26 protein-coding genes are annotated in these 26,018 nt (G+C 72.1%); 6 read left to right on the forward strand and 20 right to left on the reverse strand.

Annotated features, from left to right (window positions below; all coding sequences use genetic code 11):
- Window positions 1-2: 2 nt before the first annotated feature.
- A complete protein-coding gene (locus ACFYV5_RS13260) occupies window positions 3-2,528 on the reverse strand; it encodes an ATP-dependent Clp protease ATP-binding subunit (RefSeq protein WP_355113070.1) in 2,526 nt (841 codons plus the stop codon).
- A gap of 461 nt (window positions 2,529-2,989) precedes the next feature.
- Between ACFYV5_RS13260 and ACFYV5_RS13265 the strand changes: the two genes are divergently transcribed.
- Window positions 2,990-3,580 carry an SCO3374 family protein gene (locus tag ACFYV5_RS13265; RefSeq protein WP_355113071.1) on the forward strand — a complete coding sequence of 197 codons (591 nt, stop codon included), beginning with the start codon at window positions 2,990-2,992 and terminating at the stop codon, window positions 3,578-3,580.
- Here the strand turns inward: ACFYV5_RS13265 and ACFYV5_RS13270 are convergent.
- The 10 genes from ACFYV5_RS13270 to ACFYV5_RS13315 form a co-directional block, all read right to left on the reverse strand.
- Window positions 3,559-3,894: an Lsr2 family protein gene (locus ACFYV5_RS13270; RefSeq protein ID WP_389167977.1), complete on the reverse strand. Its 336-nt coding sequence runs from the start codon at window positions 3,892-3,894 to the stop codon at window positions 3,559-3,561. The two genes, ACFYV5_RS13265 and ACFYV5_RS13270, sit on opposite strands and share 22 nt — an antisense overlap.
- A 144-nt stretch (window positions 3,895-4,038) precedes the next feature.
- Window positions 4,039-4,566: an amino-acid N-acetyltransferase gene (locus tag ACFYV5_RS13275; RefSeq protein WP_355113075.1), complete on the reverse strand. Its 528-nt coding sequence runs from the start codon at window positions 4,564-4,566 to the stop codon at window positions 4,039-4,041.
- 59 nt (window positions 4,567-4,625) lie between these two features.
- On the reverse strand, window positions 4,626-5,072 hold the full coding sequence (locus ACFYV5_RS13280; RefSeq protein WP_355113077.1) for a BlaI/MecI/CopY family transcriptional regulator: 447 nt from the start codon (window positions 5,070-5,072) through the stop codon (window positions 4,626-4,628).
- 122 nt (window positions 5,073-5,194) lie between these two features.
- Complete coding sequence (locus ACFYV5_RS13285) at window positions 5,195-5,377, reverse strand: hypothetical protein (RefSeq protein ID WP_355113078.1); 183 nt, start codon at window positions 5,375-5,377, stop codon at window positions 5,195-5,197.
- A gap of 14 nt (window positions 5,378-5,391) precedes the next feature.
- A complete protein-coding gene (locus tag ACFYV5_RS13290) occupies window positions 5,392-5,970 on the reverse strand; it encodes a hypothetical protein (protein ID WP_389168912.1) in 579 nt (192 codons plus the stop codon).
- Window positions 5,971-6,745: 775 nt separating this feature from the next.
- Complete coding sequence (locus ACFYV5_RS13295) at window positions 6,746-7,552, reverse strand: type III pantothenate kinase (protein WP_355113080.1); 807 nt, start codon at window positions 7,550-7,552, stop codon at window positions 6,746-6,748.
- The gene (nadC, locus tag ACFYV5_RS13300) at window positions 7,552-8,580 is read right to left on the reverse strand and encodes a carboxylating nicotinate-nucleotide diphosphorylase (RefSeq protein WP_355113082.1); all 1,029 of its coding nucleotides are present in this window, start codon (window positions 8,578-8,580) and stop codon (window positions 7,552-7,554) included. Before nadC ends, ACFYV5_RS13295 begins: the two co-directional genes overlap by 1 nt.
- Complete coding sequence (locus ACFYV5_RS13305; protein ID WP_355113083.1) at window positions 8,577-10,271, reverse strand: L-aspartate oxidase; 1,695 nt, start codon at window positions 10,269-10,271, stop codon at window positions 8,577-8,579. Before ACFYV5_RS13305 ends, nadC begins: the two co-directional genes overlap by 4 nt.
- Window positions 10,268-11,371, reverse strand: coding sequence for a pantoate--beta-alanine ligase (panC, locus tag ACFYV5_RS13310; protein ID WP_389167985.1), 1,104 nt, complete (start codon window positions 11,369-11,371; stop codon window positions 10,268-10,270). The genes ACFYV5_RS13305 and panC overlap by 4 nt, the downstream gene beginning before the upstream one ends.
- The gene (locus ACFYV5_RS13315) at window positions 11,368-12,279 is read right to left on the reverse strand and encodes a DUF2520 domain-containing protein (protein WP_355113086.1); all 912 of its coding nucleotides are present in this window, start codon (window positions 12,277-12,279) and stop codon (window positions 11,368-11,370) included. Before ACFYV5_RS13315 ends, panC begins: the two co-directional genes overlap by 4 nt.
- Window positions 12,280-12,403: 124 nt before the next feature.
- On the opposite strand from ACFYV5_RS13315, the gene ACFYV5_RS13320 reads away from it, so the two are divergent.
- A complete protein-coding gene (locus ACFYV5_RS13320; RefSeq protein WP_389167988.1) occupies window positions 12,404-13,561 on the forward strand; it encodes a threonine aldolase family protein in 1,158 nt (385 codons plus the stop codon).
- Window positions 13,562-13,604: 43 nt separating this feature from the next.
- Here the strand turns inward: ACFYV5_RS13320 and ACFYV5_RS13325 are convergent, their stop codons facing one another.
- Window positions 13,605-13,823, reverse strand: a complete 219-nt coding sequence (locus ACFYV5_RS13325; protein ID WP_389167991.1) for a hypothetical protein — start codon at window positions 13,821-13,823, stop codon at window positions 13,605-13,607.
- Between the two features lie 99 nt (window positions 13,824-13,922).
- Here ACFYV5_RS13325 and ACFYV5_RS13330 point away from each other — a divergent pair, with 99 nt between their 5' ends.
- Window positions 13,923-15,011: a DUF5937 family protein gene (locus ACFYV5_RS13330; protein WP_389167994.1), complete on the forward strand. Its 1,089-nt coding sequence runs from the start codon at window positions 13,923-13,925 to the stop codon at window positions 15,009-15,011.
- Window positions 15,012-15,061: 50 nt separating this feature from the next.
- Here the strand turns inward: ACFYV5_RS13330 and ACFYV5_RS13335 are convergent, their stop codons facing one another.
- From ACFYV5_RS13335 to ACFYV5_RS13345, 3 genes are read right to left on the reverse strand one after another with little or no spacing between them, the layout of a single operon-like run.
- Window positions 15,062-15,673 (reverse strand): ATP-binding protein, encoded by a 612-nt coding sequence (locus tag ACFYV5_RS13335; protein WP_389167996.1) that lies wholly within the window; start codon window positions 15,671-15,673, stop codon window positions 15,062-15,064.
- A 6-nt stretch (window positions 15,674-15,679) separates the two neighbouring features.
- Window positions 15,680-16,354, reverse strand: a complete 675-nt coding sequence (locus tag ACFYV5_RS13340; RefSeq protein WP_389167999.1) for a response regulator — start codon at window positions 16,352-16,354, stop codon at window positions 15,680-15,682.
- An 18-nt stretch (window positions 16,355-16,372) separates the two neighbouring features.
- Entirely contained in the window at window positions 16,373-17,575 is a 1,203-nt protein-coding gene (locus tag ACFYV5_RS13345; protein ID WP_355113096.1) for a sensor histidine kinase, read from the reverse strand.
- A 139-nt stretch (window positions 17,576-17,714) separates the two neighbouring features.
- Here ACFYV5_RS13345 and ACFYV5_RS13350 point away from each other — a divergent pair, with 139 nt between their 5' ends.
- Together ACFYV5_RS13350 and ACFYV5_RS13355 are read left to right on the forward strand one after the other, a co-directional pair.
- Window positions 17,715-18,659 carry an SAM-dependent methyltransferase gene (locus ACFYV5_RS13350; RefSeq protein WP_389168914.1) on the forward strand — a complete coding sequence of 315 codons (945 nt, stop codon included), beginning with the start codon at window positions 17,715-17,717 and terminating at the stop codon, window positions 18,657-18,659.
- A gap of 135 nt (window positions 18,660-18,794) precedes the next feature.
- On the forward strand, window positions 18,795-19,937 hold the full coding sequence (locus ACFYV5_RS13355; RefSeq protein WP_389168003.1) for an NADH-quinone oxidoreductase subunit D: 1,143 nt from the start codon (window positions 18,795-18,797) through the stop codon (window positions 19,935-19,937).
- A gap of 78 nt (window positions 19,938-20,015) precedes the next feature.
- Here the strand turns inward: ACFYV5_RS13355 and ACFYV5_RS13360 are convergent, their stop codons facing one another.
- The 4 genes from ACFYV5_RS13360 to ACFYV5_RS13375 form a co-directional block, all read right to left on the reverse strand.
- The gene (locus tag ACFYV5_RS13360) at window positions 20,016-21,026 is read right to left on the reverse strand and encodes a hypothetical protein (protein ID WP_389168006.1); all 1,011 of its coding nucleotides are present in this window, start codon (window positions 21,024-21,026) and stop codon (window positions 20,016-20,018) included.
- Between the two features lie 131 nt (window positions 21,027-21,157).
- Entirely contained in the window at window positions 21,158-22,135 is a 978-nt protein-coding gene (locus tag ACFYV5_RS13365) for an ABC transporter substrate-binding protein (RefSeq protein ID WP_389168009.1), read from the reverse strand.
- 116 nt (window positions 22,136-22,251) lie between these two features.
- Window positions 22,252-22,914, reverse strand: a complete 663-nt coding sequence (locus ACFYV5_RS13370) for an ABC transporter permease (RefSeq protein WP_389168012.1) — start codon at window positions 22,912-22,914, stop codon at window positions 22,252-22,254.
- Window position 22,915: 1 nt separating this feature from the next.
- Complete coding sequence (locus ACFYV5_RS13375) at window positions 22,916-23,602, reverse strand: ABC transporter permease (RefSeq protein WP_389168015.1); 687 nt, start codon at window positions 23,600-23,602, stop codon at window positions 22,916-22,918.
- Window positions 23,603-23,744: 142 nt separating this feature from the next.
- On the opposite strand from ACFYV5_RS13375, the gene ACFYV5_RS13380 reads away from it, so the two are divergent.
- The gene (locus ACFYV5_RS13380; protein WP_389168018.1) at window positions 23,745-24,830 is read left to right on the forward strand and encodes an ABC transporter ATP-binding protein; all 1,086 of its coding nucleotides are present in this window, start codon (window positions 23,745-23,747) and stop codon (window positions 24,828-24,830) included.
- Here ACFYV5_RS13380 and ACFYV5_RS13385 read toward each other — a convergent pair.
- Complete coding sequence (locus ACFYV5_RS13385; RefSeq protein WP_389168021.1) at window positions 24,817-25,929, reverse strand: alpha/beta hydrolase; 1,113 nt, start codon at window positions 25,927-25,929, stop codon at window positions 24,817-24,819. The genes ACFYV5_RS13380 and ACFYV5_RS13385 overlap by 14 nt on opposite strands.
- Window positions 25,930-26,018: the final 89 nt, after the last annotated feature.

The raw sequence follows: 26,018 nt of genomic DNA on the forward strand, positions 1-26,018 counted from the left end.
GCTTACGCGTCCTTCGAGAGGTTCGGGCCCGCTCCGCCCGTCGCCTGCTCGATCGGCGGGACGTCCGGCAGCGCCGACTTCTCCTCGCCGCGGAAGGTGAACTTCTTCTCCTCACCCTCGCCCTCGGTGTCCACGACCACGATGTGACCGGGGCGCAGCTCGCCGAAGAGGATCTTCTCGGAGAGCGAGTCCTCGATCTCGCGCTGGATCGTCCGGCGCAGCGGCCGGGCGCCCATCACGGGGTCGTAACCCTTCTTGGCGAGCAGCTCCTTCGCGGACTGGGAGAGCTCGATGCCCATGTCCCGGTCCTTCAGGCGCTCGTCCACCCGGCCGATCATCAGGTCGACGATCTGCAGGATGTCGTCCTGGGTGAGCTGCGGGAAGACGATGATGTCGTCCACACGGTTCAGGAACTCCGGGCGGAAGTGCTGCTTCAGCTCGTCGCTGACCTTCGCCTTCATCCGCTCGTAGTTGGACTTCGTGTCGCCCTGAGCCGCGAAGCCCAGGTTGAAGCCCTTCGAGATGTCCCGGGTCCCGAGGTTGGTCGTCATGATGATGACCGTGTTCTTGAAGTCCACGACCCGGCCCTGGGAGTCGGTCAGTCGACCGTCCTCCAGGATCTGGAGAAGGGAATTGAAGATATCGGGGTGGGCCTTCTCGACCTCGTCGAAGAGGACGACGGAGAACGGCTTGCGGCGCACCTTCTCGGTGAGCTGGCCGCCCTCTTCGTAGCCCACGTATCCGGGCGGAGAACCGAAGAGACGGGAAACCGTGTGCTTCTCGCTGAACTCCGACATGTCGAGGGAGATCATCGCGTCCTCGTCGCCGAAGAGGAATTCGGCGAGCGCCTTGGACAGCTCGGTCTTACCGACACCGGACGGACCGGCGAAGATGAACGAGCCACCGGGACGCTTCGGGTCCTTCAGACCGGCTCGCGTACGACGGATCGCCCGCGAGAGGCCGATGACCGCGTCCTTCTGGCCGATGACGCGCTTGTGGAGCTCGTCCTCCATGCGCAGCAGGCGGCTCGACTCCTCCTCGGTCAGCTTGAAGACCGGGATGCCGGTGGCGGTCGCGAGCACCTCGGCGATCAGCTCGCCGTCGACCTCGGCGACGACGTCCATGTCGCCGGCCTTCCACTCCTTCTCCCGCTTGGCCTTCGCCGCCAGCAGCTGCTTCTCCTTGTCGCGGAGAGACGCCGCCTTCTCGAAGTCCTGGGAGTCGATCGCGGACTCCTTGTCCCGGCGGACGCCGGCGATCTTCTCGTCGAACTCGCGCAGGTCCGGCGGCGCGGTCATCCGGCGGATGCGCATCCGGGAACCGGCCTCGTCGATCAGGTCGATCGCCTTGTCCGGCAGGAAGCGGTCCGAGATGTACCGGTCGGCCAGGGTCGCGGCCTGGACGAGGGCCTCGTCCGTGATGGAGACCCGGTGGTGGGCCTCGTACCGGTCGCGCAGGCCCTTGAGGATCTCGATCGTGTGCGGCAGCGACGGCTCCGCGACCTGGATGGGCTGGAAGCGGCGCTCGAGGGCCGCGTCCTTCTCCAGGTACTTGCGGTACTCGTCCAGCGTGGTCGCACCGATGGTCTGGAGCTCACCGCGGGCCAGCATCGGCTTGAGGATGCTGGCGGCGTCGATCGCGCCCTCGGCTGCGCCCGCACCCACGAGGGTGTGGAGCTCGTCGATGAACAGGATGATGTCGCCGCGGGTGCGGATCTCCTTGAGGACCTTCTTCAGGCGCTCCTCGAAGTCACCGCGGTAGCGGGAGCCGGCGACCAGCGCGCCGAGGTCCAGGGTGTAGAGGTGCTTGTCCTTGAGGGTCTCGGGCACCTCGCCCTTGACGATGGCCTGCGCCAGGCCCTCGACGACGGCGGTCTTGCCGACACCGGGCTCGCCGATGAGAACCGGGTTGTTCTTCGTACGGCGGGACAGCACCTGCATGACCCGCTCGATCTCCTTCTCGCGCCCGATGACCGGGTCGAGCTTGGATTCGCGGGCCGCCTGGGTGAGGTTGCGGCCGAACTGATCGAGGACCAGGGACGTCGAGGGAGTGCCCTCGGCAGGACCGCCAGCCGTGGCGGCTTCCTTGCCCTGGTAGCCGGAGAGCAGCTGGATGACCTGCTGCCGCACCCGGTTGAGATCGGCGCCCAGCTTCACGAGGACCTGGGCGGCGACGCCCTCGCCCTCGCGGATCAGGCCGAGCAGGATGTGCTCGGTGCCGATGTAGTTGTGGCCGAGCTGGAGGGCCTCACGGAGCGACAGCTCCAGGACCTTCTTGGCACGCGGGGTGAAGGGGATGTGGCCGGACGGGGCCTGCTGCCCCTGCCCGATGATCTCCTCAACCTGCTGGCGGACCGCCTCGAGCGAAATCCCGAGGCTCTCCAGGGCCTTAGCGGCGACACCCTCACCCTCGTGGATAAGGCCCAGGAGGATGTGCTCGGTGCCGATGTAGTTGTGGTTGAGCATCCGGGCTTCTTCCTGAGCCAGGACGACAACCCGCCGCGCGCGGTCGGTGAACCTCTCGAACATCGTTAATCGCTCCTCAGAGCGGTCAGTCAGTTAGGGGTCGATCCCCTCCCTGTCCTTCCGCAGCTTAGTCCCGCAAGCGGGGACCGCTCATTCCAACTGCCGACATCCGTCCGGATCACCCCCTTGTCCGTGGGGAGACCTGCTGCCGAACAGCCGACAAATGCTCCAACCCGATGGTGCGAGACGATGTTCCCGCAGGCCAAGCAGTTACCCGTGCCATCTGTACGCCGATGGCGAACGTGAGACGCCAAAGCCCGCGAGTCGCCCCTCCTCACTAGGAATGTCTTACCCGTAAGCACTGACACTCCATGCGGCACACCCGGGTTCCCTCCGCTACGGGCGAACATCCTTGCGCTCTCGAATGCACCCGTACGCCCCCATCATGGACACTCTGCGCACTGGATCAAGGACGCACGGTCATCACGGCGTAACCAACGAACCGCCGCGGGAGTTCCCCGGACATGGCTCTCACCGTTCCGCTCCCCCGCTCACCGATCGAGGGCGACCTGATGCGGTGGTACGAGCGCGAGCTCGGCTGGGCGGCCGTGGACGGCCCGCCCGTACAGCTCGTCACGGGGGTGCGCTTCGACGTCCTGGAGCTGCCCGCCGCTGCCGGATGGGCGGTGCTGCGCAGGGTGGGCGCCGCCACCGGGCCGGTGGCCCTCATGGGGAGCGGAATGCGCCTGCTGGTGGCCCCGGGGAGCGCGGAGGAGCTGCCGGGGCTGCTCGACTGGCTGGAATGGGGCGGGATCTCACTGGATCTCGTCGCGCTGGGCGCGGGCGGCCGGATGACCGCTCCCATTCCCCCAGGACGGAGCGGTTCCGGCGCGCCGGGCGCCGCGGTGTGGCTGCGGGCCCCCGAGCCCGGCCGGGCAGGGGAGTGCTCGCTGCCCGCTCTGCGGGCCGCCGCGCGGGGCGATGCGGGCGCCCCCTGTCTCGTACGGCTCGTGGCCGCCGCCGCCGCGGAGTGCCACCGGGCGCGGCTGCTGAGTGCCCGCCCTCACGGATCGGCGCCTCAGCAGCTGACGCGTCAGCGGTTCGCGTCCTCGTAGGCCGCCTTGATCTCCGCGGGGACACGGCCGCGGTCGTTCACGTTGTAACCGTTCTCCTTGGCCCACGCGCGGATCTTCGCGGTGTCCGGGCTGCCACCGGCGGCGACGCGGCCCTTGCCACGCGTACCGGCGGTGCGGCCACCGGTGCGCCGACCGCTCTTGGTGTACGGCTCGAGCAGGCCACGGAGCTTGTCCGCGTTGGCGGTGGTGAGGTCGATCTCGTAGGTCTTGCCGTCCAGCGCGAACGTCACGGTCTCGTCCGCCTCGACACCGTCGAGGTCATCGACAAGAAGGACCTGAACCTTCTGTGCCACCGGATTTCCTTTCATCGAAAATGCAGTACGCGGAAAGGAAACCGCTTTTCCCGGAAAAACACAAACCCCTGGCAGAGGTTCAGAAGCCCGGGAACGCGGGAAACGTACGCGATTCGGACATAGGGTTCCGGGCGCACGCCCCGATCACAGATGCAGAAGCATCCGGCTGTTGCCCAAGGTGTTCGGCTTCACTCGTTCGAGACCGAGGAACTCGGCGACACCCTCGTCATAGGAACGCAGGAGCTCGCTGTAGACATCTCCGTCGACCGGAGTCTCCCCGATCTCGACGAAGCCGTGCTTCGCGAAGAAGTCGACTTCGAAGGTCAGGCAGAATACCCGGCGCACCCCGAGCCATCGGGCGGTGTGCAGCAACTTGTCGAGCACGTGATGTCCGACGCCCGCGCCCTTGAACTCGGGATCGACCGCGAGAGTACGCACTTCCGCGAGGTCTTCCCACATCACGTGGAGTGCGCCGCAGCCGACCACCACCGCGTCCTCGTCGCGTTCGGCGACCCAGAACTCCTGGATGTCCTCGTAAAGGGTGACCGTCGCTTTGTCGAGCAGGATGCCGCGGCGGACGTACGGGTCGACAAGCCGGCGCACGGCGGCGACGTCACTGGTGCGGGCACGACGAACGGTCACGGCTTTTGAAGCGGTGGAGGACGACGACATGGGGGGACGTTATCGCTCCGCGCCCCGGGGGACGTTATCGGCCCGGAGGCGGGTGGACGTTATCGGCCCGGAGCCGCCGTCCCGGCGTCGCCCTCGCCGGTGGTCCCCTCGGCGCTCTCCGCCGGTGGGGCCGGGTCCTCGGGGATGTTGTGCCCGGCGATGCGGATCGCGTCGCTGAGGGCCTCTCGCTGGTCGCTCGACATCATGCCGAAGAAGGCGACGAGGGCGGCGGCAGGGTTGTCGCTCTGGGACCAGGCTTCGTTCATCAGTGCGGCCGAGTAGGCGGCGCGGGTGGAGACCGCCGTATATCGATAGGCGCGGCCGTCGACTTCCCTGCGTACCCAGCCCTTCTGGTGGAGATTGTCCATTACCGTCATGACGGTGGTGTAGGCGATGGACCGTTCCTGCTGGAGATCTTCCAGGACTTCCCGGACGGTCACCGGGCGGTTCCATTGCCAGACGCGTGTCATGACGGCGTCTTCGAGCTCTCCCAATTGACGGGGCACAAGGCCCACCATAGTCCGCGAACCGGTGACGGCTGGTTATTGACGTAGGAAACGCAACAAAAAGGACGTACGACATGAAAAATGTCGTACGTCCTGGATGCGGGCCGGGGCCGGAGCCGGGACTAGGAGGCGCTCGCGCTGCCGTCCGCCTGGCGGGTGGCCTCGGCGCGGGCGAGGGCGGCGTCCACGGCCTCGTCCTCCTTGGCCTTGTTGGGGCCGCCCTGGCTCTTCACGATCGTGACGACGAGGCAGATGAAGAACGTGGCCATCACGACGGGGGGCAGGAGCGCGGATACGTAGTCCATGCCGACCAGAGTAGCTATCCGGCGACGCGTTCCTCGGGCGGGGGCGGGGGTACGGGGCGTCGGCGCGGCGGGAACACCTCGGAGGGCTTGGGCGCCGGCGGCTTGCTCGGGACGGGCGGCTTCGGGGTGGCCGGCTTGGGTTCGTCGGCGGCGGACCGGCCTCCGGGGAGGGCGAGCAGCCGGGTGCGGGGCGCGGGCGCCACGGCCCGGGTGGCGCGGGTGGCGCGGACGAGCCGAGCTCGCACGGAGCGCTCGGCGAGCACCTGGCAACGCTCCAGGAGGGCGGCCGCCCGGGGGTTCGCCCGCAGGGCGCGCAGGGCGGCGAGGTCGTCGGCCGCGGGGTCGTAGCCGGCGGCGAGGGCGTCCTGGAGGAGCTCCAGATAGCCGGGGAGCGTCCCGGGCAGGGCTTCGCGGTAGCGGGCCAGATCGGCGAGGAGGAAGGCACGCAGCCGACCGGCCTCGCGGACGGCGTCGTCCACGGCTTCGGCGAGGCGCAGGCAGTCCTGGACGTCCTCGTCCTGAAGGGGGGCAGGGTTGAGGGCGGTGGCAAGGGCGCGTCGGAGCACACGCAGCTCGTCCGCGCTGAACGCCATGCCGCCGCGGGATCCGTATGGCGTGGGCATGAGGTGACGATACGCGCTAATCAGACAAATTTCCCTTACCGCCCACCCGGCGCGTTGCCCTCGGGCGGGCGGCGGATCGGGGCGGGGCTCCCCCAGGGGGCGGGCCGGGCGGCCGGCGGCCGAGGGGGCGGGATCCACGGCGCGGCCGTGCCTGGACGGCCGACGGCCGGGGTGGCCGGGGCGAGCGCCCGACCGGCCTGGCGGCCGGGTCGACCAAGGCGGGGCCAGGGGGTGTCTGCGGGGTCTGGTGCATGGGGCCTTCCCAGGCCCGCCAGGCCGAGGGGACGGATCGCAAGGCGGAGGAGAGAGGCAACGCGGTGGGGGCACCTCCCGTGCCCGAAGGGCTACGGGGGAGCGGCACCAGGGCACGCGAGCCCGGCAAGATCGGCAAGACGCCCCCTAGGGCCGGCCGCCGAGCGCGGGGCGGGCCTGGGCGGCCGACGCCCGAGGGTGCGGGGCCTGCGGCTCCACGACCGAGGCCTCACGGGGCTGGCGGCCCGCACCGGGCGAGGCGGGGCCCGGGCGGGCCGCCGAGCGCGGGGCGGCCGGGCCGACCGAGGCGCGGAGCCTGGGAGCGGCCCCGACGGCCGAGGCGGGAGTCCGGAGCAACCGGACGGAGCCGCCGAGAGGGCGGCAGGCGCGGGGCCGTCGAGAGTCCGGCACCCGGCCCGGGGGCCGCCGAGAGGGCGGTAGGCGGCGCAGGTCGCCGAGGGCAGCGGGCGGCGCGGGGCCGGGGGCGTCTGGGCTACATGCGGGAGACGTTGCGTTCGTACACCAGGCGCAGGCCGATCAGCGTCAGCCACGGCTCGTGTTCGTCGATCTCCGTCGATTCGCCGAGGACCATCGGGGCGAGGCCGCCCGTCGCGATCACCGTCACCGTGGAGGGGTCGCCGTCCCGGCCGACCAGTTCGCGCTTCATGCGGGCCACCACGCCGTCGACCTGGCCCGCGAAGCCGAAGACGATGCCCGACTGCATCGCCTCGACCGTGTTCTTGCCGATCACGCTGCGCGGCCTCGCCAGCTCGATCTTGCGGAGCTGGGCGCCGCGGACGCCCAGCGCCTCGACCGAGATCTCGATGCCGGGCGCGATCGCCCCGCCCGCGTACTCGCCGCGCGCGCTGATCGCGTCGTACGTCGTCGCCGTGCCGAAGTCCACCACGATCGCCGGGCCGCCGTAGAGGTCGACCGCCGCGACCGCGTTGATGATGCGGTCGGCGCCGACCTCCTTGGGGTTGTCCGTGAGGATCGGCACGCCCGTCTTGACGCCAGGCTCGACCAGGACCGCCGGGACGTCGCCGTAGTACCGCCGCGTCACCTCGCGCAGCTCGTGCAGGACTGACGGCACCGTCGCGCAGATCGCGATCCCCTCGATGCCGTCGCTCAGCTCCACGCCCAGTAGCGGATGCATGCCCATCAGGCCCTGGAGCAGGACCGCCATCTCGTCGGCGGTGCGACGCGGATCGGTCGAGATACGCCAGTGCTCGACGATCTCCTCGCCGTCGAAGAGACCGAGAACCGTGTGCGTGTTGCCGACGTCGATGGTGAGCAGCATCAGGCCCGCACCTCGCGCAGGTCGAGGCCGATGTCGAGGATCGGGGACGAGTGGGTGAGCCCGCCCACCGCGAGGTAGTCCACGCCCGTCGCCGCGTACGCCGCCGCGTTCTCCAGCGTGAGGCGGCCGGAGGACTCCAGGACGGCGCGCCCGGCGACCAGGGCGACCGCCTCCTCGGTCTCCGCGGGGGTGAAGTTGTCGAGCAGGATCAGGTCGGCGCCCGCGTCGAGGACCTCGCGGACCTGGTGCAGGGTGTCGACCTCGACCTCGATCGGGACGTCCGGGAACTGCTCCCGTACGGCCTTGAAGGCCTGGGCGACCCCGCCGGCCGCCACCACGTGGTTGTCCTTGACCAGCGCCGCGTCGGACAGCGACATGCGGTGGTTGACGCCGCCGCCGCAGCGCACCGCGTACTTCTCCAGCGCGCGCAGGCCCGGCGTGGTCTTGCGGGTGTCCCGGACCCGGGCCCTGGTGCCCTCCAGCGCGTCGGCCCACGCGCGCGTGGCGGTGGCGATGCCGGAGAGGCGGCACAGGATGTTCAGCGCGCTGCGCTCGCCGGTGAGCAGGTCGCGGGTGCGGGTGGTGACCGAGAGCAGCTTCTGTCCCGCCTCGACGCGCTCGCCGTCCTCCGCGTGCCGCTCGACCTCGAAGGTCTCCGTGCAGACGATGGACAGGACCGCCTCGGCGACCCGCAGACCGGCCACGACACCGGCCTCGCGGGCGGTGAAGTCGGCCGTGGCGACGGCGTCCTCGGGGACGGTCGCGACGGTCGTCACGTCCACGCCGCCGTCGAGGTCCTCCTCGATGGCCAGGTGGGCGATGTCCTCGACCTGGACCGGGTCGAGCCCGGCGTCGGCGAGCAGCTGGGCGAGCGCGGGGTCGAGGCCGCACTCGTACACCTCGTCGCCCTCGGCACAGCCGCAGCCGTCACCGCAGCCTCCGGCGTTCTCCGCGCCCGTGCCGGGGGCGCTGATCTGGATCAGGGGTACGTCCACGGGCTGCGGACGTGCTTCTTCGGGCGTGCTCACGACTGCGGCTCCCTGGATGCGTCGGCGGTTACGGGCGGAAAGTCTGCCGTGGCGGTGGGGCGGACGGCCAACTCGCCTCCGGATGCGCGGCTCACGACCAGGTGGCGTCGCCACTCGTGGTCGTCGCGGTCGGGCCGGTCCTCGCGCCAGTGGCAGCCGCGGGTCTCCTCGCGGGCGAGGGCGGCGGCCACCAGGGCCCCGGAGACCTCCAGGAGGTTGGCGGTCTCCCAGCTCTCGGTGCGGGGCTCGACGGTCTCGCCGAGGTGGTCCATGACGGCTTCCATGCCCAGGTTCTCCAGGGCCTCGGCCGCCCTGCGCAGCCTCTCCTCGGAACGCAGCACGCCCGCGTTCGCGCTCATGACGCGCTGGATCTCGGCGCGCAGCTTGGGCGCGAGCACCGGCATCACGCGGGCGGCGTGGGCCACCGGCACGCCCTCGCGGTGCGGGCCGTGCTCGGCGATGTCCTCGGCGATGCGCTCGGCGAAGACCAGGCCCTCCAGGAGCGAGTTCGAGGCGAGCCGGTTGGCGCCGTGGACGCCCGTGCAGGCCACCTCACCGCATGCGTAGAGGCCCGGGACGGTGGTCCGGCCCGTCAGGTCGGTGCGGACGCCGCCGGAGGCGTAGTGGGCCGCGGGGGCGACCGGGATCGGCTCGGTGACCGGATCGATGCCGTGGGCCCGGCAGGCGGCCAGGATCGTGGGGAACCGGTTCTCCCACATCTCGGCGCCGAAGTGCCGGGCGTCCAGGTACATGTGCTCCGCGCCCTGCTCCTGCATGCGGCGCATGATCGCCTTGGCGACGATGTCGCGCGGGGCGAGCTCGGCCAGCTCGTGCTGCCCGACCATGAAGCGGACTCCGTCGGCGTCGACGAGATGGGCGCCCTCGCCCCGTACCGCCTCGGAGACCAGCGGCTGCTGGCCCTCGGAGTCGGCACCGAGGAAGAGCACGGTGGGATGGAACTGGACGAACTCGAGGTCGGAGACCTCGGCCCCGGCGCGCAGGGCGAGCGCGACGCCGTCGCCGGTGGAGACGGCCGGGTTGGTGGTGGCCGAGAAGACCTGGCCCATGCCGCCGGTGGCGAGGACCACGGCGGGGGCGCGGACGGCACCGACGCCGTCGTGCCGGCCCTCGCCCATGACGTGCAGGGTCACCCCCGCCGTGCGGCCCTCGTCGTCGGTGAGGAGGTCCAGGACGAGAGCGTGCTCGACGGTGCGCACCCCCTGGTCCCGTATCGCCTCGACGAGGGCGCGGGAGATCTCGGCGCCGGTGGCGTCGCCGCCGGCGTGCGCGATCCGGCGGCGGTGGTGGCCGCCCTCGCGGGTCAGGGCGATCTCGCCGTCGGCGTTCTTGTCGAAGTCGGCGCCGGTGGCGATCAGCCGGCGGACGGCGTCGGGCCCCTCGGTCACCAGGAGGCGGACGGCCTCCTCGTCGCACAGGCCGGCGCCGGCCACGAGGGTGTCGTCGAGGTGCTGCTCGGGGGTGTCGCCCTCGCCGAGCGCGGCGGCGATGCCGCCCTGCGCCCAGCGGGTGGAGCCGTCGTCCAGGCGGGCCTTGGTGACGACGACCGTGCGCAGCCCGGCGGCGGTGCATCGCAGGGCCGCGGTCAGCCCCGCGACGCCGGAGCCGACCACGACGACGTCCGCGTCGATGGCCCAGCCCGGCGCGGGCGCGTGCAGCCGTATTCCGGTCACTTGGTGGCTCCGAACGTCAGCGGGATGTTGTCGATCAGCCGCGTCGTGCCCACGCGCGCGGCGACGGCGAGGATCGCCTCGCCGTCGTGGTCGTCGGCGACCTCGGTGAAGTCCGCGGGATCGACCAGGGCGAGGTAGTCGAGGGTGAGCGGCGGCTCGGCCGCCGCCGCGTCGTCGAGGACGGAGCGCGCCGCGGCCCGTACGGCTCCGGCGCCACTGCCCTCGGACGCCTGCGCCACCGCGTGGGCGTCGGCCGCGGCCCGGGCCTCGCCGAGCCGGGAGAGCGCCTCCGCGCGGGTCTCGGCCCGGTTCTGCGCGCCGGGCAGCGAGTCGGCACGCGCGCGCAGCGCGGACTGGGCGGCGAGCCGGTCGCTCGCGGCGAACAGGGCGCGGGAGAGCGCGAGGGCGGTGCGGCGCTCGCCGTCGGAGAGGTAGCGGTTACGGCTGGACAGGGCGAGGCCGTCGGCCTCGCGGACGGTCGGCACGCCGACGATCTCGACCGGGAAGTTCAGGTCGCGGGCCATCCGGCGGATCAGGGCCAGCTGCTGCGCGTCCTTCTGGCCGAACAGGGCCAGGTCGGGGCGGGTGAGGTGGAGCAGCTTGGCGACGACGGTGAGCATGCCGTCGAAGTGGCCGGGCCGGGAGGCGCCTTCGAGGCGCTCGCCCATGGGCCCCGCGGTGATCCGGACCTGAGGCTCGCCGCCGGGGTAGACCTCGTCGACGGACGGGGCGAAGACGGTGTCGGCTCCGGCCGCCTCGGCGGTCCTGAGGTCGGCCTCCAGCGTGCGGGGGTAGCGGTCGAGGTCCTCGCCGGCGCCGAACTGGAGCGGGTTGACGAAGACGGTGACGACGACGAACCCGTGGGGTCCGACGTACTCCCGTGCGGTACGGACGAGGGTGGCATGGCCCTCGTGGAGGGCTCCCATGGTCATGACGACGGCGGTACGGCTGTTCTCGGCCACGCCCGCCGCGGCGACGGTGCCCGCGTGGCGCGCCGCGCGGGCGTGGAGTTCGTCGGCCGTGCGGACCAGGGCGAAGGCCCTCGACGACGTCGACGACGACGTGGCTGACGTGGACGACGCGGTTGACGCGGTTGTCATCGGGGATCCCCCTCTGCGAGCACGCCCAGCAGATCCTCGGCCAGCTCGGGCTTGAGCAGGCCGTGTGCGAGCGCGCGGTCCGCGGTCGTGCGGGCCATCGCCAGATAGCCGGCGACGGTGCCGGGCGCGTGCTTGCGCAGCTCGGCGACGTGGGCGGCGACGGTGCCGGCGTCACCGCGAGCCACCGGTCCGGTGAGTGCCGCGTCGCCCGAGCGCAGGGCGTTGTCCAGAGCGGCGCCCAGGAGGGGGCCGAGCATCCGGTCGGGGGCGGCGACCCCGGCCGTACGGAGCAGCTCCATCGACTGGGCGACGAGCGTGACCAGGTGGTTCGCGCCGAGGGCGAGGGCCGCGTGGTAGAGCGGGCGGGCCTCCTCCTCGATCCACTCGGGCTCGCCGCCCATCTCGATGACCAGGGCCTCGGCGGCGAGCCGCAGCTCCTGGGGCGCGGTCACACCGAACGAGCAGCCGGCCAGCCGCTGGACGTCGACAGAGGTCCCGGTGAAGGTCATGGCGGGGTGCAGGGCGAGCGGCAGCGCGCCGGCGCGGCGCGCGGGCTCCAGGACCTGGACGCCGTACCGCCCGGAGGTGTGCACGAGCAGCTGCCCGGGCCGTACGGCCCCGGTCTCCGCGAGGCCCTCGACCAGGCCGGGCAGGGCGTCGTCGGGAACGGTCAGGAGCACCAGCTCGGCGCGGGCGAGCACCTGGGCGGGCGCCATGATCGGCACGTCGGGGAGCAGGGTGGCGGCGCGGCGCACGGAGGCGTCGGACACCGCGGAGACGGCGACGGGGCGGTGCCCCGCGAGCTGGAGGGCGGCGGCGAGGGTGGGTCCCACCCGGCCGGCTCCGACGACTCCGACGGTGAGTCGCGCGGGTCGGTCTTCCGCTCGGGGTTCTGCTGGTTGGTTCACGCGGCAACGGCCTTCCGTTCCAGTCCGCGGGGGGTACCGGACGATTTCTGGTCATGCTACGCCAGCGTTTCCCGCTCCTCCGTGGCTGTCCACAGGGTGTGGGCGGCGGTGTGATGATCGGCGGATGGACGAGTCGGAGCGGGACGCGAAACGGTACAGGGCCTCGGTGTGGTCGAAGGCCGGGCGGGCGCTGTGGCGTTCGCCCGTGGAGGCGTCGGTCGGGGAGCGGCTGGCCGAACTGGCGGAGCCGGCCCGGAGCGGCTCCGCGCTCATCGACCCGCACGAGCTGACCGACACCTACGGCGACGGCGGTCCGGTCGCCGAGGTGGAGCGGCGGGTCGCCGAGGAACTGGGCTTCCCGGCGGCGGTGTTCTTCCCGACCGGCACGATGGCCCAGCAGGTGGCGCTGCGCTGCTGGGCGGGACGGACCGGCAGCCCGGTCGTCGGGCTCCATCCGCTCGCCCATCCGGAGGTGCACGAGAGCGGGGCGCTGACCGCGGTGGCCGGATTGCGCACGGTGCACCTGACGGACGAGCCCCGGCTGCCGACGGCCCAGGAGGTCCGGGAACACCCGGAGCCGTTCGGGACGCTGATGCTGGAGCTGCCGCTGCGGGACGCGGGCTTCGTGCTGCCGACGTGGGCCGAGCTCGTGGACGTGGTGGACGCGGCGCGCGAGCGCGATGCGGTGGTGCACATCGACGGCGCACGGCTGTGGGAGTGCGCCCCTCACTTCGGGCGCGGCCTGCGGGAGATCGCGGGGCTCGCGGACAGCGTGTACGTGTCGTTCTACAAGTCCCTGGGCGGGATCTCGGGGGCCGCGCTGGCCGGCCCGGAGGAGGTGACGGACGAGGCGCGGGTGTGGCTCCACCGCTACGGCGGGCTCGTCTTCCAGCAGTTCCCCGCGGCGCTGTCCGCGCTGCGGGGCCTCGCCGTGGAACTGCCCAGGCTGCCCTCGTACGTGGCGCACGCGCGCGTGGTGGCGGACGGCCTGCGGGCCGGCTTCGAGGAGGCGGGGGTCCCGTGGTTCCGGATCCACCCGGAGACCCCGCACACCCACCAGTTCCAGGTGTGGCTCCCGTACGACCCCGAGGCCCTGACGGCGGCGTCCCTGGCACTGACGGAGACGACGGACACGGTGCTCTTCCGCCGCTGGTCCCCGCCGACGGCGGGCGGGCCGCCGGGGATGGCGATGACGGAGGTGACGGTGGCGGAGCCGGGGCTCGCGTGGACGGAGCGGGACGTACGGGAGGCGGCCGTGGCGTTCCTGTCGCGGCTGGCCTGATTCTCCCGCAGCTGCCCCGGGCCGGACCGGCCGCAGTCCGGCGTCAGCCCGACCCCGGGCGCGGCCGGCGGCCGACGGCCGCGCGAAGTCGCGCCCAGGTGGCGCCGCGGGCCGGGCGGCCGCTGATGACGGCGTGGAAGCGGCGGTGGTCGCGGAGCTCCCGGAGCGCGGCGACGTCGTGGTTTCCGGGCATCGGCGGCCGCCGCTCTCCGCGCTGCTCGGCCCGGTAGCTGTCGAGGAGGTACTGGTGCAGTGCGTTCATGCCCGCCACGATGCGCCGGGCGACGTCCGGCGTCCTGTCGATTGACGAGCGGCGTCAAACGGTCGACGAGCAGCCCGGCTCGACCCGCACCATAGGGGCGTGAGCGTGACCATCGACATCACCGGACTGCCGCACGAGCGGATCTCCTTCTGCCCCTCGCCGCTGGCCGAGCTCGGCGCCGCGCTGCACGCGCTGTCCGAGCCCGCGCATCACGCCCGGCTCCACGGGTGGACCACGACGACCTCCGCCGCTCTCGAGCCGGAGCTCGCCGACCGGCTGCACGAGGCCGACTTCATGTGGCGGTCCACCCGGTCCGACCTCCTGCTGCCCGCCCGGCCGCGCGAGACCCTCGCGGAGGAGCTGGACGACCTCGACCGGATGGACGACGAGACGTACGTGGGCGCGGCGCTGGAGATCTCGTGCAGCAGCCGGTACGCGAGCGGGGCGCCCTCCCCGCTCGTCGACCCCCGTTCCCGACGCCGCGCCCTCGACCTGGCCGCCGCGCGCGGGCCGCGGCAGGCCGGGTTCGTGGAGCGGATGCTCGCCGATCCCACCGGCACGCGCGCGTGGATCCGCCGGCTCCTGGAGGACTGCGACGACGCGTTCTTCGGCGACACCTGGCAGCGGGTCCGCGTCCAGCTCGCCGCCGACGCCCGGCACAAGACCGAACTCCTGCGCCGCAAGGGCCTCGCCGACGCCCTCGCCGCCGTGTCCCCGGCCATGAGCCTGGAGGAGGACGAGCGCGGCTCCCGGATCGTCGTCGACAAGTTGATGCACGGCCGGACCAGCGCCGACGGCTCGGCGCTGACGTTCCTGCCGACCGCGTTCGGCTGGCCGCATCTGTTCGCCCTGCACGCGCCCGGCTGGCAGCCGGTGATCCAGTACCCCGTCTCCACCCGCGAGCTCGAAGGCGCCGCGTCCGTGGAGACCGTCAAGCTCCGCCTGGAGGCCGTCGCCCACCCGATGCGGATGCGGCTCTGCCGCAGCCTCGCCCGCGGCTCGTACACGACGAGCGAACTGGCCGACGCGTACTCCCTCACCCCGCCCGAGGTCTCCCGTCACCTCGCCGTCCTGAAGAAGGCCGGACTGCTCACCACCCAGCGCCGCGGCCGGTACGTGCTGCACCAACTGGACGTGGCCGTCGTCGCCCGCCTGGGCAGCGACTTCCTCGAGTCGGTGCTGCGCTAGGGGGTGTCTCGTCGATCAGGCGAGCCCGGCATGATCGGCGAGACACCCCCCTAGTCGAAGCGGACGTGGGACAGGCCGACCCTGATCCGGCGCAGCCGGTGGCGCAGCGGCCCGTCCGTGTTCGGCTCCAGGCGGAGCCCCGCGACCGCCGCCGCCTCGTCCGCGACCTGGGGGACGGTCAGCCGGTCCGTACGGAGGTGGTGCGCGAACTCCGGTCCGTTCAGCCGCTCCAGGCACAGGTCGAGCTTCCGCACGGCGAAGCTCTCCCGCCGCAGGCCGCGCCCCCAGCCCCGCTCGGTCAGCCGCTTCAGGACCGTCTCCCGCTCCGCGAGCAGCGCCACGTGGTGCACCCGGTCGGCGCCGTGCGCCTCGCGCAGCCGGCCGACGATCTCCTCGAAGTACGCCGGTTCGACCAGCGTCATCGGCACGATCACCGGGCCGTCGGCGTACTCGCGCAGCGCCAGGTCCAGCACCTCGTACACGCCCTCACGCCACGACCTCAGGTCCTGGAAATCGCCACGGAGCCGCGGTGGCAGCGTGCGGTGCAGGCCGAAGCCGACGTGCTCCGGGTCGCAGACGACACTGCCCGGCAGCCGGCGCCTGATCTCGTTCGCCGTCTGCGTCTTTCCGCCCCCGAACGGCCCGTTGATCCACAGCAGCACAACAGATCAGACCGCTCCGCCGCCCGCCCGCACCAGACCCGTCTCGTAGGCGAGCACCACCACCTGCACCCGGTCACGCAGATCCAGCTTCGTCAGGATGCGGCCGACGTGCGTCTTCACCGTCGCCTCGGACAGCACCAGCCGGGCGGCGATCTCACCGTTCGACAGACCCTGCGCCACCAGGAGCATCACCTCGCGCTCCCGGTCGGTGAGCCGCTCCAGCTCCTTGTGCTGCGGCTCCTTCCCCGACGACGGCAGCATCGGCGAGAAGCGGTCCAGCAGCCGGCGCGTCGTCGACGGGGCCACGACCGCGTCCCCGCTGTGCACGGAGCGGATCGCGCCGAGCAGCTCACCCGGCGGCACGTCCTTCAGCATGAAGCCGCTCGCGCCCGCCTTCAGCCCGGAGAACGCGTACTCGTCCAGGTCGAAGGTGGTCAGGATCAGCACCTTGGGGGCGCCGGGCTCCGCGCAGATCCGCCGGGTCGTCTCGACCCCGTCGAGCTTGGGCATCCGGACGTCCATCAGCACCACGTCCACCGTCGTGGAGCGCAGCACCTCCAGCGCCTCCACGCCGTCGCCCGCCTCGGCGACGACATCCATGTCCGGCTGGGCGGCGAGCACCATGCGGAAGCCGGTGCGCAACAGCACCTGGTCGTCGACGAGCATCACGCGGATGGACATGAAGATCCTTAAGGGTCGTCAGTGGGCGGGCTTCAGGGGGAGCAGGGCACTGATACGGAAGCCGCCCCCCGGACGCGGCCCCGCGTCCAGGGTGCCGCCGACCATGCCGACCCGCTCGCGCATGCCGATCAGGCCGTGGCCCCGGCCGTCGGCGCCCCCGTCCTCGTACATCTCCTGGGTCGCACCCCGCCCGTCGTCCTCGACGAGGAGGCCGAGCCCGTCGTCGAAGTACACCAGGCGGACGCTCGCCCCGACGTCCGGACCGCCGTGCTTGCGGGTGTTGGTGAGGGCTTCCTGCACGATCCGGTACGCGGTGAGCTCCACGCCGCTCGGCAGTGGCCGCGGCGTGCCCTCGACCCGGAAGTCGACGGTCAGGCCGGCCCCGCGGACCTGCTCGACGAGGTCCTCGATCTGCTGGACGTCGGGCTGGGGCACGTACTCCCCCGCCTCCTGGTGCTCGCCGGTGCGCAGGATGCCGAGCAGCCGCCGCATCTCGGCGAGCGCCTGGCGGCCGGTGGAGGAGATCGTCTCCAGGGCCTGCTTGGCCTGCTCGGGCGAGGCGTCCAGGACGTACGCGGCGCCGTCGGCCTGGACCACCATCACCGAGACGTTGTGCGCGACGACGTCGTGCAGCTCGCGGGCGATCCGGGCGCGCTCGGCCGCGACGGCGACCTTGGCCTGCGCCTCGCGTTCCCGCTCCAGGCGGGAGGCCCGCTCCTCCAGCTGCGCGAAGTAGGCGCGGCGGGTGCGCAGAGAGTCGCCGAGCACCCAGGCGAGGGCGAACGGCACGGTCATGATCACCGTGAAGAAGACGTGGGCGAGCACCGATCCGGGGCCCTCCGCCGGCCAGCGCAGCTGGGAGAGGGTGGCCGCGCCGAGGCCGCCGATGAGCGCGACGCGCGAGGCCCAGCGGGGGCCGTCGCCGGCGGCCACGGTGTAGATGATCACCAGGAACGCCATGTTCGCGAAGAACGGCATCAGGTCGAAGGCGAGCTGGACGACGCCCAGCGCGACGGCGAGCAGCAGCATCCTCTCGGGCACGCGGCGGCGCAGCGCGACCACCAGCGAGTACAGCGCGGCGACGACGCCGTACGCGGCCGGGCGGTCGACCGCCGGGTAGGTCGAGCCCACCCACAGCAGGGAGAACCCGAAGAGGACGACGGCCCAGAAGCTGTCGACGCCCGTCGGGTGTCTGCGGATGAAGTCGTAGAGGCGCTGCACGTAACCCAGCGTAGGCAAGGCGGATAGGTGCAGGGGTCAACCGTGGGGTCGATCCTTGGCGCGAGGGCCGTACTCCGCAAGGTGGAGACTGGGGCCCGTGACGGATGAGACGTGTCAGTGGCAGGGATGGCGCGAAGCCATGGAGCAGGCGCTGTACGGGCCCGAGGGCTTCTTTCTGCGCCCCGAGGGCCCCGCCGGTCACTTCCGCACCTCCGTGCACGCCTCCCCGCTCTTCGCGGGGGCCGTGGCCCGGCTGTTGGCGGGGGTGGCGGAGGAGCTGGGGACGGACGAGCTCGCGTTCGTGGACGTGGGCGCGGGGCGCGGTGAGCTGGTGGCCGGCGTCCTGGCCGCCGCGCCGGCGGGGCTCTCCGTACGGGCGTACGGCGTGGAGCGCGCCGCCCGGCCCGAGGGCCTGGACCCGCGGGTGGAGTGGACGGACCGGGTGCCGGAGGGCGTCCGCGGACTGCTCTTCGCGAACGAGTGGCTCGACAACGTGCCGGTGGACGTCGCGTCCGTCGACGAGGCGGGGACCGTCCGGTACGTCGAGGTGCGGGCGGACGGGACGGAGCGGCTCAGGGGCGTCGTGGAGGGCCCGGACGCGGAGTGGCTGGAGCGGTGGTGGCCGCTGCGGGAGCCCGGCGAGCGGGCGGAGATCGGGCGCGCGCGGGACGAGGCGTGGGCGGCGGCGGTCGGGGCCCTGGCGGCGGGGACGGCGGTGGCGGTGGACTACGCGCATGTACGGGAGTCCAGGCCGCCGTTCGGGACGCTGACGGGGTTCCGGGCAGGGCGGGAGGTGGAGCCGGTGCCGGACGGGTCGTGCGACCTGACGGCGCATGTGGCGATGGACGCGGTCGCCTCGGCCGGCGGGGAGGGGTGGGAGCTGGTCACTCAGCGGGAGGCGCTGCGGGGGCTGGGGGTGAGCGGGGGGCGGCCGCCGCTTTCGCTGGCGAGCAGCGATCCGGGGGCGTATGTGCGGGCGCTCGCCGCGGCGGGCGAGGCGGCCGAGCTGACAGCGCGGGGCGGGCTGGGGGACTTCGTGTGGCTCACACACCGGGTGCCGGGTCCTCGGGGTGGACGGGCCTGACGGGGCGCCGCGCCCGTGGGTTGTGCCCACCAGTCCCGCCCTGCGGGACGGGTTCCCACGACGGTGGGGGTGAGCGTGGGTCCGGCCTGCGGGACGGGTACTCACAGCAGCTGACCCGACAGGGATACTGGTCCCATGACGGAGACGACGGTCGGAATCGGCGGGGCGGCGGAGAGCACCGACATGGTGCTGAACATCGGGCCGCAGCATCCCTCGACCCATGGTGTGCTCCGCCTCCGTCTCGTTCTGGACGGCGAGGTGATCCGGCACGCCGAGCCGGTCATCGGGTACATGCACCGCGGCGCCGAGAAGCTCTTCGAGGCGCGCGACTACCGGCAGATCATCATGCTCGCCAACCGCCACGATTGGCTGTCGGCCTTCTCCAACGAGCTCGGTGTCGTGATGGCCGTCGAGCGGATGCTCGGCATGGAGGTCCCCGAGCGGGCCGTCTGGACCCGGACGCTGCTCGCCGAGCTGAACCGGGTGCTCAACCACCTCATGTTCCTCGGGTCGTACCCCCTCGAACTGGGTGGTATCACCCCGGTCTTCTACGCGTTCCGGGAGCGCGAGGAGCTCCAGGCCGTGATGGAGGAGGTCTCCGGCGGCCGGATGCACTACATGTTCAACCGGGTCGGCGGGCTCAAGGAGGACCTGCCGGCCGGATGGCTCGGGCGGGCCCGCGCGGCCGTCGCCGACGTGCGGTCGCGGATGGACGTGTACGACAAGCTGGTCCTCGGCAACGAGATCTTCCGGGGCCGTACCCGGGACGTCGGCGTCCTGACCGCGCGGACGGCGCACGCGTACGGCGTCTCCGGGCCCATCGCCCGCGCCTCCGGCGTCGACTTCGACCTGCGCCGGGACGAGCCGTACCTGGCCTACGGGGAGCTTCAGGACACGCTGAAGGTCGTCACCCGCGAGGAGGGCGACTGCCTCGCCCGCTTCGAGTGCCTCCTGGAGCAGACCCACAACTCCCTGGAGCTGGCCGACGCCTGCCTCGACCGGCTCGACGACCTCCCGCCGGGGCCGATCAACCAGCGGCTGCCGAAGGTGCTCAAGGCGCCCGAGGGCCACACGTACGCCTGGACCGAGAACCCGCTCGGCATCAACGGCTACTACCTGGTCTCCAAGGGCGAGAAGACGCCCTACCGGCTCAAGCTCCGCTCGGCGTCGTTCAACAACATCCAGGCGCTGACCGAGCTGCTGCCGGGCACGCTGGTCGCCGACATGGTGGCGATCCTGGGATCCCTCTTCTTCGTCGTCGGCGACATCGACAAGTAGTCCGGCAGGAGTCGGCCGGCGGTCAGAAGTCCACGGTCAGAAGCTCACGCTCAGGAGTCCGCGGTCAGGAGTTCACGCTCAGGAGTTCACGGCTCCGCGCAGCTCCGCCACGTCGATCTGCTCCGTCTCGTCGTGCGCGGTCAGGTCGATGACCTGGCCGATCGCCCGCTGCTCGGGGGCGCGCCGGGCGACGGTCGCCAGGACCTCCTCGCCCACCACGTCCGCGAGATCGGCGTCCTGCACGGCCTCGATGGCGGCCGCCGCCTTCTGCGTACCGAAGAAGTCGAAGCCTCCCGCGGGACGCGCGACGGGGCGGGCGGCGTAGGGGACGATCGCGGCCGCGGGCGGGACGGGCCGTACGGCGGGCACGGCGGACGCGACGGGCGGTGCGGGAACCACGGCGGTCGACGGGCGAGCGTGCTGCTCGGTGCCGGCGGCCGCCGCGTGCTTCCCCTGCGGCTCCTCCGTCTCCCGGGCGCGCTCGGCGAGATCGCGGCTGCGGGCGGCCTCCGCCGTGCGGCGGGCCTCCTGGGCGGCGGCGTTGCGCGCCAGGTTGCGCAGGGCGTCGGCGGCCTGGCGGTACGCGGCCGGGGTCGGCGTGGACCCGGCGGCCGCCAGCTCCTTGGCCGGGGCGGCCGACTCCAGGGCGAGCTGCCGACGGCCCTCCAGGGCGCTGGCCCGCTCGGTCTCCGCGGTGGCGTACCGGCGCAGCAGCGCCGCGTGCTCGCCCCGCAGCCCGGCGAGTTCGACCCGCTTGGCGCGCAGCTTCGCGTCGAGCTTGGCGCGCAGCTCGCGGGACTCCTCGAGGTCGGCCTCGAGTTCGGCTATCCGCTCCTCGGTCTTCCACTGGTCGGCGGTCCGGGCCCGGGTGAGCTCGGCGACCTGCCGGCCGGCGCTCCGGTCCCAACTGCGCATGATGACGCCGCCGGTGACCGCGGCCGCCGCGGCGGCGGCCACGAGCAGCCGCAGCGCCACGGGATCGGCGAGCAGCCAGGCACCCGCGGCACAGACGACCGACGCTCCGGCCACCGCCGAGGGCGGCAGGAGCTTGTGCAGGGGAGGGGAATGGCGGTGGCGTCCACGTGGCATGGCCTGAAATTTACCGTGCGTAGGCGCCGTATGGGGTGTCGGCCCGGCAATCTCTTGGCCACTTCTCGCCGCCGTTCTCACCGCCGGGACCGTACCCCCGCCGGACCGGGCCGACTCCCCTTACCCGGCCCCTACTTCTTGACCAGCCCCTTCGACTCCAGATATGCCTTCGCGACGTCCGCGGGCTTCGCCCGCTCCGCGTCCACCTTGCGGTTCAGTTCGGCGAGATCGGCTGTCGTGAGGACCTTTGTGATCTTGTCGAGCGCGGCGGCTATCTCCGGCGATCCGGCGTCCTCGGCATTGACGACCGGCAGCACATTGTCGGCATTCTGCAGCTTCTTGTCGTCGGCCAGGAAGACCAGCCCGAAGCTCTCGATCGTGGCGTCCGTCGTGGTGGTCAGCACCAGCTGGTCCACGCCGTCCTTGACCGCCTGCTTCGCCTGCGGTGTCCCGACGCCCTTGGGGTCGATGCCGGCCACGTCGATCCCGTAGGTCTTCTTCAGGCCCGGCGCGCAGAACGGCCGTACCGCGCATTCGTCACCGGCCGCGATCTTCACCTTCAGCTTCGCGGCGCCCAGATCGGAAAGCGTCTTCAGCTTGTTCTTCTCGGCGAATTCCTTCGACACCGCGAAGGCGTTCTGGTCGACCGCCTCACCGACCGCGAGGACCTTCAGTCCGCGCGGCTCCGCGAGCTTCTTCAGCGCCTCCACCGTGGCCGCCGCGTCCCCGGACGCGACCGGCTTCTCCTCGGGCGCCTTCGGACCGTTCACCTTGGCATTGAGGAATTCCGCGATCGTCGCCGCGTATTCCGGTACGACGTCGATCTCGCCCTTCTCCAGCGACGGCTCGTACAGCTCACGGTTCTTCACCGTGGTGACGGTCGCGGAGTATCCGGCGTCGTTCAGCACCTGCGCGTACAGCTCCGCCAGCACCTTCGACTCGGTGAACGCCGCGGCGCCCACGACGAGCGAGCCCTTGCCCGAACCCCCCGCCGGCGCGTTGCTCTTCTCCAGGCTGTCGCCGCCGCACGCGGCGAGCCCGACGGCCAGCGCCGCCACGCCCAGAACCGCACCCGCGGTGCGCGAGGTCCTGCTCACGAGATCACCCATTCCGTTCGTCGTTCCGTGGTTCGTCGTTCCGTGGTTCGTCGTTCCGTGGTTCGTCGTTCCGTCGTGCGTCTGGCGTCGTTCTTCGTCGTCGTTCTTCGACCGTCGTCGTTCCGTCGTCACCGGGGCCTGTGGCCGAGCAGCCGGTCCGCCCCCACCAGCACCGCCTCGACCACGAGGGCGAGCAGCGCCACGAGCAGCGCGCCCGCGACCACCTGCGGCGTGTTGTACGTGGTGAAGCCGGCGGTGATGATCCGGCCCAGGCCGCCCTGGCCGACCATCGCCGCGATGGTCGCCGTGGCGACCACCTGCACCGCGGCCGATCGCAGGCCGGTCATGACCAGCGGCCGGGCGAGGGGCAGCTCGACCCTCCAGAAGACCTGTCCGCCCGACATGCCCATCCCCCGCGCGGCCTCGACCACCGCCCGGTCCACCTCCCGCATGCCCACGTACGCGTTGGTGAGCAGCGGCGGCACCGCGAAGAGCACCAGGGCGATCACCGTCGGGACGTACCCGGCGTTGCGCAGCGGCGACACCATGAACAGGGCGAGGACCGCGAAGACGGGGATCGCCCGCCCGGCGTTGGAGACGTTGACGGCGACCGTGCCGCCCTTGCCGAGGTGTCCGAGCCCGAGCCCCACCGGCAGCGCGACGGCGCAGGCCACCAGGAGCGCGACCCCGCTGACGTACACGTGCTCCCCGAGCCGGTGCCACACACCGCCGTCACCCGCCCAGTTGGCCCCCGTGGTCAGCCAGCTCCAGGCGTCCGCCACGATCCTCATGTCACTCGCCCCCCGCGGCGGTGCGTATGCGGGTCCACGGCGTGAGCAGCCGCTGGACACCCAGCAGCAGCAGGTCCGCGGCCACCGCGAGGAGCACGCACAGCACGGAGGCGGCGAGCACCTGCGCCTTGAAGAAGGTCGGCAGCGCGTCCTCGATGAGGTTCCCGAGCCCGCCGCGCCCGACGATCGAACCGACCGTCGTCAGCGCGATCGTGGAGACCGCCGCCATGCGTATGCCGGCCATCAGAGCCGGAAGCGCGAGGGGCAGTTCGACCTCCCACAGCAGCCGGCCCGCGCCGTACCCCATGCCGCGCGCTGCCTCCCGCGTCTCGGCCGGCACCGCCTCCAGGCCCGCCAGGATGTTCCGTACGAGGATCGTCAGCGAGTACAGCACGAGTCCGGTCACCACCAGCGCCGCGGAGAGCCCGAAGAAGGGCAGCAGCAGCGAGAACATCGCCAGGGACGGAATCGTGTACAGCAGTGTCGTCAGACCGAGGACCGGACCGGCGAGGCGCGGCCGGGCGCGCACGAGCAGCGCCATCGGAAAGGCGACGGCGAGCCCGATCAGTACGGACACGACCGTGATCCCCACGTGCTGGAGCGTCGCGTCGGTCAACTCCTGGCTGCGGGAGCGCAGATACTCCCCGCAGATCCAGTCGTTCGTCACCAGACAACTCGACGTGCTCATCGGCCCTCCCCCCGGTCGCCCGCCCTGCCGAACGTATGTCCAGCGACCCTAACCCCCGCCACTGACAATCGCCGGCGACCGCCACAATGCGGCAACAGGGCCTTCACACGCGCCCGGCCGTCAGGCAGCAGAATGGGGAACCATGATCCGGTTCGAGCGGGTGACCAAGCGGTACGAGGACGGCACGACGGCCGTCGACGACCTCTCCTTCGAGGTGGCCGAGGGTGAACTGGTCACGCTCGTCGGCCCGTCGGGCTGCGGCAAGACCACCACGATGAAGATGGTGAACCGGCTCATCGAGCCGACCGAGGGGCGGATCCTCCTCGACGGCGAGGACATATCCGCCGTCGACCCGGTCCGGCTGCGCCGCCGGATCGGTTACGTTATCCAGCAGGTCGGCCTCTTCCCGCACCGGACCGTCCTCGACAACACCGCGACCGTCCCCCACCTCCTCGGCGCCCCGCGCGCCCGGGCCCGCGCCCGCGCCGCCGAACTCCTCGACCTGGTCGGCCTCGACCCGAAGACGTACGGCGAGCGCTACCCCGAACAGCTCTCCGGCGGCCAGCGCCAGCGCGTCGGCGTGGCCCGCGCGCTCGCCGCCGACCCGCCCGTTCTGCTGATGGACGAGCCCTTCGGCGCCGTCGACCCCGTCGTCCGTGAGCACCTGCAGAGCGAGTTCCTCAAGCTCCAGGCGCAGGTCCGCAAGACCGTACTGCTGGTCACGCACGACCTGGAGGAGGCCGTCCGCCTCGGCGACCGCATCGCCGTCTACGGGCAGGGCAGGATCGAGCAGTTCGACACACCGGCCCGGGTGCTCGGCGCCCCCGCCACCCCGTACGTCGCCGAGTTCGTCGGCGCCGACCGGGGCCTCAAGCGGCTCTCCGTCACCCCGGTCGACACCACCGCCCTGGAGGAGGCCCCCGTGCTGCGTACGGGCGCGACCGCACCGGCCTCGGACGCCCCCTGGTCCCTGGTCCTGGACGCCGACGGCCGGATCGCCGGCTGGGTGTCGGCCGACGATCCCGGCCGCACCCTCCCGGCCCCCGAGCCGGTCCCCCTCGGCGCCTCCCTGCGCGAGGCGCTCGCGGCGCTCCTCCAGCACGACACCGGCTGGCTCCCCGTCACCGACCCCGCCGACGGCGGCCGGTACGTCGGCGTCCTCACCCCGTCCGGCGTACACCGCGCCCTGCGGGCGGCCTCCGCCGAGACCACGCTCAGTTCGCGCTGAGCCGCCCGCTCATCCACACCAGCCCCGGCGGGATCTCCCGGTTCCAGGTGTTGAAGTTGTGCCCGCCGCTGTCGAGAGTGATCGAGGAGACCCGCGCCGGGGCCTTCACCTTCCCGATGAAGTCGAGCGTCTCCCGGCGGTTCCCCTCGCCCTCCTTCGACGTCGTCACGAGGAACGACGACTTCCCCCGCGGCGCGTGGTCCAGGCTCCACAGCAGATCGGCCCGCTTGCGCGCCGCGTCGTCGCCATGGAACAGATCGCCCGTCGTCACGTCCTCCGCCGCCTTGTAGTACGCCGAGAACCCCGCGCCCGCCGCGAACCGGTCCGGATGGTGCAGCGCGATCTTCAGCGCGCAGTACCCACCGGTCGAGTTCCCCATGAAGCCCCAGTTCCGCGCCTTCGTCCCCACCCGGTACGTCTCCGAGACCGCCTTCGGCAGGTCCTCGGCGAAGAACGTCTCGGTCTGCGGCCCCCCGGGAACGTCCACGCACTCCGTGTCCCGGGGCGGCGCCACCGTCGGGCGCAGCATCACCAGGATCATCGGCCGCATCTTCTTCTCCTTGGCCTGCAGGAACGCCGTCTTCGGGTACTTCAGCCCCTTGAGGAGGTTCTCGGCCGTGCCCGGATAGCCGGTCAGCACCACCGAGGCCGGGAAGGTGCTCGTCGCGTACTCCTTCTGGAAGTACTCCGGCGGCAGATACACGTACGCCGGGGAGTCGATCTTCGACTTCTCGCCCGCTATGACGACCTTCTGGATCTGCCCGCCGACCGCGGGACGGCCCCCGCCCGGCACGTCCAGCGCCTGCGTCCCGACCACCTTGACGTCCCTGGACCCGGCCGAGTGGTCGACGACCACCCCCATGTCCTGCTCCTGACCGAAGAGGTCCGCCCAGGACCCGTAGAACAGGAAGGAGTTGTTCGCCGCGAGACCGACCGAGGCGAACAGCGCGAGCTGGGTGGCGAGCAGCAGCCCGACCCGGCCGAGCACGGACCGGAACCCGCCGCGGGCCATCCGCGGCCACAGCCAGACCGTGGCCACGAACAGCACCACCGCCACCGTGACGGCCAGCGCCAGAACCTTGCTGCTGGTGAGACCCATGAGACGACCGAGCTTTCTTCCCGAGAATTTCCCGTACGCGAATGAACCCGCTCCCCCACGAGGCCGTCCTAGAAGGCGCACGACCCCCG

Origin of the sequence: Streptomyces sp. NPDC003035, from assembly GCF_042888285.1 — a bacterium.
Taxonomy (GTDB): domain Bacteria; phylum Actinomycetota; class Actinomycetes; order Streptomycetales; family Streptomycetaceae; genus Streptomyces.